This window comes from Microbacterium endophyticum, assembly GCF_011047135.1.
Classification (GTDB): Bacteria; Actinomycetota; Actinomycetes; order Actinomycetales; family Microbacteriaceae; genus Microbacterium; species Microbacterium endophyticum.
This window is the reverse complement of the sequence record NZ_CP049255.1, coordinates 1527472-1539479: the sequence shown is the minus strand read 5'-3', so window position 1 is coordinate 1539479 and position 12008 is coordinate 1527472. Positions and strand designations below refer to the sequence as shown.

Here is a 12008-nt window from a genome sequence, read left to right as displayed (position 1 = left end):
ACTTCTCTGAAGGTAGGCGTTGTAGATTTCATGAACACTGGCGACGTGTTTCGACGCCGTTACAGCTGTCTTTGTGTCGGCAGATTCTCAGTGTGGGTGGCCGAAATGTGCCGCAACAGCAGGCAAATCGTTATGAATACGCGCCGAGGCCACCGCCGCGAGCGGGTTCGTCGAGGCGCCAGCCTTCGAAACGAGCTCGCCTCCGACGTACACGCGCGTGAGGTTTCGAAGTGTGCTGGAAAGCACGTAGTTGCGAACGGGGTGCCACAACGGCCCCATGTCGGGCTGGCGGGGGTCGACCACCACGAAGTCAGCGAACTTGCCGACCTCTAGACTTCCGACGCGGTCATCGACGCTCATGATCTCGGCGCCGCCAAGCGTGTGAAGCCGCAGCGCGAGTTCCGGCATCATCGACAGAGGTTCTTTTGTGCGCGCGCGCTGCATATAGATGCCGAGTCGCATGTTCTGCCATGGGTCCGAGACGTCAGTGCACGCCTGGTCGTCAAGACCCATGCCGACCTTCATCCCCATTGCGATCATTTCGGGCACAAGTGCAACACCCGAAGCGAGGCGTCCGTTTGACGCTGGTTGCCACGACATCGATGCACCACTCGCCGCGGTCTGCGCGATGATTTCGGGCGTTGTCTGGATGAAATGGCCGAACATCATGTCGGGGCCGAGTGCGCCGGCATCCCGATACATCGCGAACTTCGACTGCTGCAGCTCAACAGCCTCGGGAGATTCCAGGAAGTGCGCCTGGTTGGTCACGCCGAAACGGCGCATTGCAGCAACTTCGATCTCAGCCGCATCTTCACGCGGTGACCACTGCACTTGGCCCATGATCGAAGCACCGAGTGCGAGGTCCTGATTCAGCCCGCGCGTATGCGCGACCGAGGCACCGAAGCGCTCAAAGATCTCATCATCGGTGCCGACCGTGGCATCCATTCCGATCGAATCGACGAAGCGGATGCCGGCGTCGGCACAGCCGTCGGCCTGACGGGTGTGATACTCGAGCCCGCGCATCTGGGCATTACCCACGCGCTTGCCGTCGACCATCGATTCCCATGCCTGCAGCGGGTCGGTGAAGTTGTACGCCGTCGTGACGCCGTTGCTGAGAAAGTCGAGTGCCCCGTGGAGGGTTGACCAATAGATGTCTTCGGCCGACATGTGCGAGGTGAAGCCGAGCATCGAATCGCACCACCCGTAGAGGGTGTCCGCAACGCCGAGTCCGCGCAGTCCGCTCGTAAACAGGTGGCTGTGAGACGACACGAACCCCGGTGCAACGAATGCACCATTGACGTCGAGCACCTCGTCAAGCGACGTCTCGGGAGCATCGCCTTCGCCGATACCGGTGATGCGACCTTCTTCAACGAGCATCCATCCGCGCTCGATGTATCCGGGGTCGTCGGTTCCGGCGGGGATCGTGATGAGCCGAGCATTGATGACAAGAAGTGACATGGGTTCTCCTCAAGAAGCAGTTCTGTCTGCAGAAAGCTGAAGCACCGACTCGGCGAGCGCGCGGATGCCGAGTGCGACGTCTCCGCCCGAAACCAGCTCGTCGGGGTGATGGCTGATGCCATCGGGGTTACGAAGAAACAGCATTCCGACATCGGTAATGGCACCGATTGACATACCGTCGTGGCCGGCTCTGCTGAAGATTGTGGCGGGCGCGTCGGACCCGGGCGCGAGCGTCGACACGATTCCTTCACGCACAACGTCCTGCAAGAGAGGCGCGCACATCACGGCCGGTGCGTTGTGAATCTCGCGCGCAGTCCATCGCAGGTGACGGCGCCCCATGATCGTGTCGAGGTCACGCGAGATCGCATTCCACACCTGGTCGCGCTGCCCATCGAACTCACCGCGCAGGTCGAGTGAGAATCGCGCTTCGCCCGGAACGATGTTGACTGCCCCTGGAAATGCCTCAAGTTGACCCACGGTTCCGATGATGTGGTGCTCGCTCGCACAGATCCTCTCGACAGCGAGGGCAGCTTCGCTCGCCCCGAGGAGGGCATCGCGACGCATGTCATAGGGAGTACCACCCGCGTGCCGAGCTTCGCCCTCGACCACCAGTTGGAAACGACGTGCACTCGCGATCGACGACACCACAGCGAGCGACTCGCCACGGCGGTCAAGCTCCGGTCCCTGCTCGATGTGGGCTTCGAGGTATCCGACCAACTCTTCTGGGCGACGGGATGCCTCCCCCACACGCGCGGGGTCAAGGCCGAACTCGAGAAACGCCTGGCGAAGGGTCGTGCCGTCTTTATCGGCGAGCGCCCACCACTCCTTTTCCCACGTGCCAGCAACCGCTGACGAACCGAGCAGCGCCTTACCGAAACGAGTGCCTTCCTCATCTGAGAAAGCGACAACTTCGAGGGCAAACGGAAACGGAGAGATCCAGGTGTCACCCGGGCCGGGCTGGCGCAGCAGCCGCACGACTTCGAGTCCGATCAACACACCGACGATGCCGTCGAACCGCCCGGCGTCGGGAACGGTATCGAGGTGGGAACCAATCATGAGGGCCGGCGCACCGCGCTCGGCGGCTTCGAGCCTGCCGAGTTGGTTGCCCGCGGCATCCTGGCGGCTCTTCATGCCGACTTCACGCATCCACTCCGCCGCGAGGCGGTTGACCCGCGCGTGCTCGGTCGACAGGTACACGCGCTCGATTTCACCCGGTGTCGCGCTGACGCGAGCGAGTTCTTCGCATCGCGCCATGACGCGCCGGGCGGCCGCAGCGATCCGGTCGGGTGCAACTCCGGTCAATAACGCCATGTCACACCCCGGCGTATACGTCGAGAGCTGCTTCTACTCCACCACCCGCGGGAACCGAGGCGCCAAAGCGACGGAGCACCGATTCGAGGGCGGCGAGCGTTGTGAGCACGGTGTCTTTGCGAGCGTTGTAGCCCATTGTTCCGATGCGCCACACTCGCCCGTGGAGCGGGCCGAACGATGTACCGATTTCAATACCGAAGTCATCGAGCATCGCGCCGCGCGCTGCATCTCCGGCAACACCCTCGGGTATTTCCACCGCAACGACGTTGGTCATCTTGTGAGCAACATCTCCGAAGACCTGAAGCCCGAGCGCCTCGACGCCCGCGAGCATTGCTGCTCCGGCGATCTCGTGCCGGGTAATCACTGCGTCGCGGCCTTCAGCAAGAAGCAAGCGGGCGCACTCCCGAGCCCCGTAGAGCATCGAGGTTGCTTCGGTGTGGTGATTGAGGCGTCGCGGACCCCAGTAATCGAGAATCATGCCGAGGTCGAAGTAGTTCGACCTGACGAAGTCAGCAGCATCCGGGTCGCCGTCTTCCCGAATTCCGGCTTCGATTTTCGCGCGCGAACGAATGACGGCGACGGCCTTTTCGCTCAGCGTGATCGGTGATGAACCGGACGGTCCGCCGAGGCACTTCTGGAGACCCGAGGTTGCGGCATCGAGTCCCCAAGCGTCCGCTTCGAACGCATTACCGCCGAGCGACGCGGTCGCATCGGTGTAGAAGAGCACGCCGTGTTTTGCACAGATCGCACCGAGGTCTTCGAGCGGTTGCAGCATCGTGGTCGAGGTATCGCCCTGAACAACCGCCAAGAGCGTCGGCTTCACACGAACGATCGCCTCTTCTATGACGGATGCGGGAAACACCTGTCCCCACTCGGTCTCGATCTTGTGAACCTCGGCGCCCGCACGCTCGGCGATCTCGGTCAGAAGATGGCCGAAGCGCCCGAACACCGGCACGAGAACGCGGTCACCCGGACGAATGAGCGACACAATGGCAGCTTCAATTCCAGCGCGCGAGGTGCCGTCAACCAATACCGTCGCATCGTTCGTCGTGGCCCACACCTGGCGGTAGAGCTCTTGCGTCTCGTTCATCGTGGCTGTCATGAACGGGTCGTACTGTCCGACAAGCGGTGCCGACATCGCGGTCAAAACGCTGGGGTAAGCCGAAATGGGCCCCGGGCCCATCAGAAGACGGGCGGGGGGAACAATCGAGCCGGGAATAGTCACGGAGTCTCCGTTCGGTGAAATGCACGTGCGGCGCCGGCCAGGCGTCGCGCAAGGCGCACGAGGGCGATATCAGTGCCAGAGCGAGACACGAGGCAGATGCCCACAGGGGCGGGTCCGAGCTTCGACGGCACTGTAAGTAGGGGAATCGAAATTGCGGGAAAACCGCCGACTGCAGCGGGCGTCGTCATGCGAAGCGTTGCCTGACGCACGACATCGACCTTCGCACCATCGGATGTACGCATGGGGGCAGGTCCCGGCACTGTCGGCATCATCATGACGGCACCACGCAGCATGTCGTCGGCTTGTTCTCCGAGAGCCTGGAGCTTCGTTCGGGCGCGGGCCTCGGCATCCGACGTCACTTCGCTTGCCAGCCGGAACCGCTCCGCCACTGCAGCACCGGTTGCGCCAGGGTGGGCACGCAACCAGTCGGAGTTGTTACGCCATGCTTCCGACGCTTGCACGGTGCGAAATGGTTCGTAGTAGTCGTCGAGATCGCCGATCGATACGCGCCGCATCATCGGTGCATCATCGGATGCCGCTAGCCCCGCGAGGAAGGCATCGAACGCCGCCCTCGTGTCATCTTCGACGGCTGCCAATGCTTCGTCGGGCACAAGAAAGCGCCACGGCAGATCGTCGCCGGATTCGCCGAACACGCGCTCTGTCGAGTCAGAGCCGTCATAGCTGAGGCACCAGTCGACAACCTTTTGCAGCGTCTCACCGTCGCGGGTGAGCCAACCAACAGTGTCGAATGATTGCGCAAGCGGTAAGAGTCCCTGGCGCGGCACGAGACCGTGCGTTGTGCGAAGCCCCCAGAGCCCCTGGTATGAAGCAGGAACACGAATGGAGCCGGCGGTGTCGGTTGCGAGGGCGATCTCGGCCTGACCCGTCGCTACCGCTGTTGCCGGACCGCTCGACGATCCACCGGGAAGAGCACCGGGAAGGGCACCGTTGGGAGGAGTGCCATAGTGGGCGTTGTCGCCGGCGATCGAATACGCGAATTCATCTGTTCGCGCGATTCCTCGAAGCGATGCACCGCCGCGAAGCAGGTCGGAGACTGCGGCTGCCGTCGTCGATTCGGGCCGCGCCGAGTCGAGGAACGTCGGATTTCCCGCGCCGATTCGGTAGCCCTTGATCGCAAACAGGTCCTTTACCGCGACCGTCAGCCCCTCGAGTGGACCGTCCCAGGCACCCTGCCACAACGGGTCGCCGACGGTTCGCCACACCGACTTGTCCAGCGCGTGAGCGCGGGGAGTCACGTGAGCTGCAGAAATACGCCACACGTCGTTAGTGCGCTGCCACACCTGAGTTTGCAGACCCGTTCCACCGCCGTGATAGCGCGAAACCGACACCACGAGTGCCACATCGGGCGCGAGTTCGCGGTGCTCGACATGAGTAATCGTTCGGGGCGGGACACCACCGCGCACGCCGCGAAAAGCGCTGATGACATCGTGACCGACAAGCAAGCCGCCCGCGTCTCCCCGCATCGTCTCGGAGCCCGGGGCGAAAAACGCATCGAGAGCGTCGAGGTCGTTCGCGATGATGGCACGCTCGTACGCGGTGAGGGCCTCGAAGAGATCGTCGGGCATGCCCGTGGGAACCTCTGCCGGAGTCGGAACTGCGGGCGTCATGCGGTCTCCTCAACCTCAATACGGGCGAAGTCCGCCTCACGAATTCGCGCGTGCACACCGCACACGATGTCGACCACCTGTGAAATGTCGAAGTCGGTCGCAGCGCTCAAATACGCATAGGCGATGTGCTCGTCGAGCCCCCATCGCGCTTGAATGAGGTCGATCGCGGCACGCACACATCGGCGCATCGCTTCGCCGAGGTCTACGTCAAGGCCCGTGGGCACAAGGTATTCGGAAGTGCGAACGAGCGGGCCCGCAAGCTCACCGAAAGCGGCGAGCGCATCGGCCCGCGGCACAACGTCGAACCTCACCGTGGCGCGCAACGAGGCTTCGAGCGCGGTGAGAGCGACCTCGCCGTCGCCCTGCGCAAAGTGGGGGTCTCCCACGTAGGCGAGGGCTCCGGCAACCTGCACCGGAAGGTAGAGCACTGTTCCTTCGACCAGCAGATTGATGTCGATGTTGCCGCCGTGCGCACCGGGTGGCACAGAGTGCGGGTGCTCATCTCCCGCGACGGCGACTCCCATCGTGCCGAGGAACGGGGCAAGCGGAAACTCGACGACACGTTCGCCACCCTCGGTGACCGGAAGCACCCCGACCAGTCCCGAATCGCGCTGCTCGACGGGCGTAAAAACGCTCACGTTTTCGGGTCCGCGCGGCATCACACCAACAAGCGCGCCTTTGCCGTGGCGGTTGGAGATCACGCCGTAGGGCACTCGCGGCAGCAGCTTTTCTACCGTGATCTTCAAAAGGTCGCCGGGTTTTGCTCCCTCGACGTACACCGGCCCCGTGACGACGTGCGGACCATCGATCGCCGGGTTTCGCGAGAGGGATGCCGCAATCTCGATCGCATCGTCGAGCACATGATCTGCAGCGACGCCGTGAGACGTGAAGTACGCCAGCGGGTCTTTACCCTGGTCCTCGAGAATTCCCTCGTGACTCACGGTGTCAAAGGTCACACTGCTACCGGCGGTGACTCTGAGCACGGGCGTATCCACAGCGCAGGGAAGACGCCCCCACATGACGTTGTCGGGGCTTGCTGGCACATAGTGCGCCCCCGAAATCTCACCGATTCCCGGCTGCAGAATGTCGACGCTCATTCCGGCACCTCTCTGAGTGTTTTCGCGAGAATCTCGCGCCCGGCACGCACCGAGACCTGCTCACCCCGACGGTACGCGATCTGGCCATGAACGAGCGTCGATTCCACGACACCGTCAAGCGTCGCGCCGTCCCACGGTGACATCGGGTTGCGGTATTCGAGGGCTTCCGCACGCACCGTGTAGGAGGCATCCGGGTGAAAAACGGTGAGGTGCGCTGGCTCGCCGATCGCAATGCGGCCGCGCGACCCTAGCCCGCCGATGCGGGCAGGGCCTGTTGTCATCAGCGGCAGAATCGTCTCGAGCGGGATGCCGCGGCTCTTTGCCGCGGTCCACACTGCGGACAGGCCCGTCTGAAGTCCGGCGATCCCGCCCCACGCGAGACCGAAGTCGCCATCACCCTGTTCTTTGAGTGCGAGGGTTGCCGGTGAGTGATCGCTGACGATCGCATCGATCGTTCCATCGACAACGCCCTGCCACAGCAGATCTTGGTTCTTCGCGTCACGAATCGGCGGGCACGCTTTGAACGCCCCGGCACCGTCAGGCACATCCTCGGCTTTCAGCGTGAGGTAGTGCGGGCACGTCTCGACAGTCAGGCGTACGCCGCGCGCCTTTGCCGCGCGCACTTCATCGAGCGCCGCACCATCCGATACGTGCACGATGTGGGCGCGAGCGCCCGTGCGGTGAGCGGCATCGATGACCTGACCGATCGCCGATCTCTCGCTAATCCCCGGACGCGACGCCAAGAAGTCGATGTAGTGCGGCCCCAGAGCGCCATCTGCGTGCAAGTGCGCTGGATCTTCGGCATGCACGATGAGCACGCCATCGAATTTCACGATCTCGGCGAGCGCTGTTTCGAGCTGCGCGGTATCCAGGTGACCAAATTCATCAATGCCGGAGGGCGAAAGAAAGCATTTGAACCCGACAACCCCGGCTTCGGCGAGCTGAGCCAGAGTCCCGAGGTTCTCGGGAACAGCACCGCCCCAATAACCGACGTCCACGGCAAGCTTTCCCTGCGCCGCGGCCCGCTTAGCGGCGAGCGCTTCTGGGGTCGTGGTCACAGGAACGCTGTTGAGTGGCATGTCGAGCACGGTGGTAACGCCACCAGCAACAGCCGCGGCGGTGCCGGTTGCGAAGCCCTCCCACTCCGTGCGGCCAGGCTCATCGAGATGCACGTGCGAATCGACGAGGCCTGGCAGGAGCACCACGTCGTCGCCGACTACGACATCCGCCGTGTCATCGAAGTCTCGGATCGTCGTCACGAGGCCGTCGGTCATGTCGACGGTAGCCGGCCGGAACTCCCCCGCGATAAAGGCGCGATGCGCGGCAATCGAGGCGGGTGACGCAATGCTCATGGCGCTTACGCTAGGCGCTTTGCGTTTCGTGGATGTAACTCGCACCAACATTTCGGTTACTGCCCCCGGTAACTCCAAAGAAACTTCGAGCGGGTAGCGTGTGCGCGTGGATCTTGACGAATTCAACGCCCTTTCCGAGTCCGATGCCCAAGCCACCGTCGCGGTGTGGGCTGCAATCCCCGGGTGGGTCGATGCCGTTGTCGCTGGCCGTCCGTACAGCTCGGCCGACGCGCTCGCCTCATACGCTTCGAGCCTGGCCTCGGTCTGGTCGCGCGCTGATCTCGACGCGGCTCTCAGCCATCACCCCCGCATCGGCGACAAGCCGCGTGGATCCGGCGCGACGGCCGATGCCTCCCGAGCTGAGCAGTCGTCGATGTCGACCGCTGCTGACGACATCGTGAGCGCCCTCGCCACCGGCAATGCCGACTACGAGGCCCGGTTCGGCCGAGTCTTTCTCATTCGCGCCGCGGGGCGGACCCCCGCAGAAATGCTGTCGCACTTGCACCGCCGCCTCGAGAACGATGAGGCCGACGAAGCACGCGAAGCGACCGAACAGCTCGCGGAAATCGCACTCCTGCGTCTTCGCACAACAATCGGCACGGATGCCGTGACCCCTGAGGAGCAGGAATGACCACTCACCTCACGACTCACATCCTCGATGCGAGCACCGGCGTGCCAGCTACCGGCGTCGGGGTTGTTCTCGCCGATGTCACGGGAGGCGTTGTCGCCGAGGGCAATACCGACTCCGACGGAAGACTCGCACTCGGGCCAGAAATACTCGCACGCGGCGACTACGCACTGACGTTCGCGACGGGTGCCTACTTTTCCAGCCAGGGCGTCGAGACGTTTTACCCGTCGGCCACTGTCACCTTCACTGTGACCGACGAGCGCCACTATCACGTGCCGCTGCTACTGAGCCCGTTCGCGTACTCGACGTATCGCGGCAGTTAAGGCATCGCGTTACACGTGAAACAACGAGTGCAGGTTGTCGTCACCCACAGCTGATCGTCCGCCGAGGCCATCGAGTTCGAGCAACACCGCGGTGCCGGTGACGACCCCACCGACTTCGGCCACCAACGTGTGGGCGGCCGCGATCGTGCCCCCCGTTGCGAGCACGTCATCGAGCAGTAAGACGCGCGTGCCGGGTGCGATGTCGTCGTGCATTTCGATTGCCGCGTCCGCGTACTCAAGGGTGTACGACACGGACGCCGCCGGTCGCGGGAGCTTGCCGGCTTTGCGGATCGGAATGAGTCCTACGCCCGCAGCAATCGCCGCAGCACCGGCGAGAAGAAAACCGCGTGCTTCGATTCCCGCGACGACATCGAAAGTCCCCTCGAACGGCTCGAGAAGACCATCGACCGTCGCGCGAAGAGCATCGGCATCCGCCAGCAACGGAGCGATGTCGCGAAAGACGATCCCCGGCTTCGGATAGTCGGGGATAGAAACGATGAGAGATTCGGCGCGCGCCAAAGCCTCAGAAGTATTGCGGGGCATGGAGACAAGACTATCCGGCGGCGTTTTCGCCCTGCGAAACGTGTTCCCGTAGCCTTAGCGCCATGACTCTGCTTACTGACACTGCCGGTTCCGAGTGGTGGCGTTCCGCTGTCATCTACCAGATCTACCCGCGCTCGTTCGCTGACAACAATGGCGACGGCATGGGGGACCTCCCCGGCATCACGTCGCACCTGACTGATCTCGCCTCTCTCGGAGTAGACGCCATCTGGCTGAGCCCCTTCATGACGTCGCCGCAGAAAGACGCCGGCTACGACGTTGCTGATTACTGCGATGTCGACCCGATCTTCGGCTCACTGGGCGACTTCGATGTGATGCTCAAGACGGCTCATACCCTTGGCATCCGCGTCATTGTCGACCTGGTTCCCAACCATTCTTCCGATCAGCACGTCTGGTTTCAGCAAGCGCTTGCAGCTGGCCCCGGCAGCGCGGAGCGCGCCCGTTACATGTTCCGCGACGGCCAAGGCCCCGACGGTTCGTTGCCTCCCAACAACTGGGATTCGGTTTTTGGCGGGCCGGCATGGTCACGGATCACGGAACCCGACGGTGCGCCCGGTCAGTGGTATCTGCATCTGTTCGACCAGTCACAGCCCGACTTCGACTGGACCAATCCAGAGGTCCGTGAGTCGTTCGAACGAGTTTTGACGTTCTGGCTCGACCGTGGCGTTGATGGCTTCCGCGTGGATGTCGCGCACGGTCTCGTCAAAAAGGACGGGCTCCCCGATTACACGCCCAGCCCCGAAGGTGGATCGATGGGCGGCGACGCCGACGACGTTCCCTACTGGGGCCAGCCGGCGGTGCACGAGATCTACCGCGAGTGGCACAAACTTCTCGCAACCTACGACGGTGACCGCGCGCTCTGCGCCGAAGCATGGCTTCCGACGCCCGAAAGGACAGCACTGTGGGTGCGGTCCGACGAAATGCACCAGGCCTTTAATTTTCCGTACCTCACGACCGAGTGGGATGCTGTCGCCCTTCGCCGCGTGATCGCCGATTCGCTCCGGGCATTTCCCGGCGTGGGCGCCCCTCCCACATGGGTGCTCTCGAACCACGATGTCGTGCGTCACGCCTCGCGTCTCGCCCTCACCGCTGACAACCCGCAGGGCGACGGGATCGGGCCGAAGTCGAAGGGAAAACCTGATCCCGTCGTCGGTCTTCGGCGCGCACGCGCTGCCACGACGCTCATGCTTGCTCTCCCTGGTAGCGCCTACATCTATCAGGGTGAGGAGCTGGGTCTTCCCGAAGCGATCGAGATTCCTGACGACGCTCGGCAAGATCCCACGTGGTTCCGCACGAACGGTGAGCGGTACGGTCGTGACGGATGCCGCGTGCCGATTCCCTGGTCACGCACGGGCGCCGCGTACGGCTTTAACGACACCGGCGCGAGCTGGTTGCCACAGCCCGAGGAATGGGCTGACTTTGCGCGCGATGTGCAAGAAGCAGACGCCGACTCGACGCTGTGGCTCTACCGCACGCTCCTCGCGGAACGACGCGAACGCGGCCTCGGTGTCGGCACGCTTGAGTGGCTCGAGGGTTTCGGCGACGATGTGATCGCGTTCCGCAATGGACCGATCACGGTGCTCGTAAACATCGGTGCCGCGCCGGCACAGTTGCCCGCCGGAGTCGTTGTGACATCCAGCGGCCCCCTCGATGGCGCGCAGCTCCCCGTCGACACCGCGGTCTGGCTCGAAACCGTCTAGGACCGCCGCGCGGTCGCGCCCAGTACTCGGTCGATAGCAACGTAGAGAAAGCCGACAGCTTCGAGGGCGATGGTGAGGCCCACGAGCCATACGGCGACCCCGCCGATGCCAAGCTCTTCGACGTTCATGAATGGGTACGGGTATGCGCGGTCGTACCCAAAGTCGCCACCGGCCGCGCTCCACGCGTAGGCGAAGGCGAGATACGCGAACGGGATGAGTGCCCACAGGGGCGGGTCATACCAACGCAATCGACCCTTCGGCGTGAACAACAACCAGTCACCGATGATCAGGCACGGCGCGATGATGTGAATGAGATTGTCGGTGAGAGTGAACGGCGTGTAGCCGCTGCTCTGCGTGAAGCTGATCGGCACGAGCACGATCAGGTAGATGAGCATCGTGATGGTGATCGCCATCACGACGGCCCCGCCTCCCCGCGCCGACGGCGTTGACCCGCCGCGCACACCGTCGGATCGCAGGTCGAGCGCTGTGCGGATGCCGAGCGCAACTGCCCACACCAGGCACAGGATGTTGGACTGCACTGTGTAGAACAAAAACTCGGTGCCCGACACGTCACCGGCGAAAACACCCGTGATTCGACCGAGGCCGATCGCGATCACGATGACGGTGAGCACCCGGTAGGTCAGAGCGATGCGGCGGTCGGGGAGGAACATGCTGCGATCGTAGTGGCCCGCCGCCCAAGAACCCCGCGACGCGGCGTAGCCTGG

11 protein-coding genes are annotated in these 12008 nt (G+C 63.5%); 3 read left to right on the top strand and 8 right to left on the bottom strand.

Features of this window, described 5'->3' with window-relative positions; all coding sequences use genetic code 11:
• Nucleotides 1-87: 87 nt before the first annotated feature.
• The 6 genes from G6N83_RS07135 to allB are packed head-to-tail and all read right to left on the bottom strand — an operon-like array spanning nucleotide 88 to nucleotide 8071.
• Complete coding sequence (locus G6N83_RS07135) at nucleotides 88-1458, bottom strand: amidohydrolase family protein (RefSeq protein WP_165140690.1); 1371 nt, start codon at nucleotides 1456-1458, stop codon at nucleotides 88-90.
• Nucleotides 1459-1467: 9 nt separating this feature from the next.
• Nucleotides 1468-2769, bottom strand: a complete 1302-nt coding sequence (locus G6N83_RS07130; RefSeq protein WP_165140688.1) for an allantoate amidohydrolase — start codon at nucleotides 2767-2769, stop codon at nucleotides 1468-1470.
• A gap of 1 nt (nucleotide 2770) precedes the next feature.
• The gene (locus G6N83_RS07125) at nucleotides 2771-3952 is read right to left on the bottom strand and encodes a pyridoxal-phosphate-dependent aminotransferase family protein (protein ID WP_165143245.1); all 1182 of its coding nucleotides are present in this window, start codon (nucleotides 3950-3952) and stop codon (nucleotides 2771-2773) included.
• A 38-nt stretch (nucleotides 3953-3990) separates the two neighbouring features.
• On the bottom strand, nucleotides 3991-5622 hold the full coding sequence (locus G6N83_RS07120; protein WP_241246118.1) for an AtzH-like domain-containing protein: 1632 nt from the start codon (nucleotides 5620-5622) through the stop codon (nucleotides 3991-3993).
• Nucleotides 5619-6719, bottom strand: coding sequence for an acetamidase/formamidase family protein (locus tag G6N83_RS07115; RefSeq protein ID WP_165140686.1), 1101 nt, complete (start codon nucleotides 6717-6719; stop codon nucleotides 5619-5621). The genes G6N83_RS07120 and G6N83_RS07115 overlap by 4 nt, the downstream gene beginning before the upstream one ends.
• Nucleotides 6716-8071 (bottom strand): allantoinase AllB, encoded by a 1356-nt coding sequence (gene allB / locus G6N83_RS07110; RefSeq protein WP_183408482.1) that lies wholly within the window; start codon nucleotides 8069-8071, stop codon nucleotides 6716-6718. Before allB ends, G6N83_RS07115 begins: the two co-directional genes overlap by 4 nt.
• A 106-nt stretch (nucleotides 8072-8177) precedes the next feature.
• Between allB and uraD the strand changes: the two genes are divergently transcribed.
• Nucleotides 8178-8702, top strand: a complete 525-nt coding sequence (gene uraD / locus G6N83_RS07105) for a 2-oxo-4-hydroxy-4-carboxy-5-ureidoimidazoline decarboxylase (protein ID WP_165140684.1) — start codon at nucleotides 8178-8180, stop codon at nucleotides 8700-8702.
• A complete protein-coding gene (uraH, locus tag G6N83_RS07100; protein ID WP_165140682.1) occupies nucleotides 8699-9022 on the top strand; it encodes a hydroxyisourate hydrolase in 324 nt (107 codons plus the stop codon). The genes uraD and uraH overlap by 4 nt, the downstream gene beginning before the upstream one ends.
• 9 nt (nucleotides 9023-9031) lie before the next feature.
• Here uraH and G6N83_RS07095 read toward each other — a convergent pair whose 3' ends face one another.
• Nucleotides 9032-9565, bottom strand: a complete 534-nt coding sequence (locus G6N83_RS07095; protein WP_165140680.1) for an adenine phosphoribosyltransferase — start codon at nucleotides 9563-9565, stop codon at nucleotides 9032-9034.
• A 62-nt stretch (nucleotides 9566-9627) separates the two neighbouring features.
• Here G6N83_RS07095 and G6N83_RS07090 point away from each other — a divergent pair, with 62 nt between their 5' ends.
• Entirely contained in the window at nucleotides 9628-11283 is a 1656-nt protein-coding gene (locus tag G6N83_RS07090) for a glycoside hydrolase family 13 protein (protein WP_165140678.1), read from the top strand.
• Here G6N83_RS07090 and G6N83_RS07085 read toward each other — a convergent pair.
• On the bottom strand, nucleotides 11280-11954 hold the full coding sequence (locus G6N83_RS07085; RefSeq protein ID WP_165140676.1) for a Pr6Pr family membrane protein: 675 nt from the start codon (nucleotides 11952-11954) through the stop codon (nucleotides 11280-11282). The two genes, G6N83_RS07090 and G6N83_RS07085, sit on opposite strands and share 4 nt — an antisense overlap.
• Nucleotides 11955-12008: the final 54 nt, after the last annotated feature.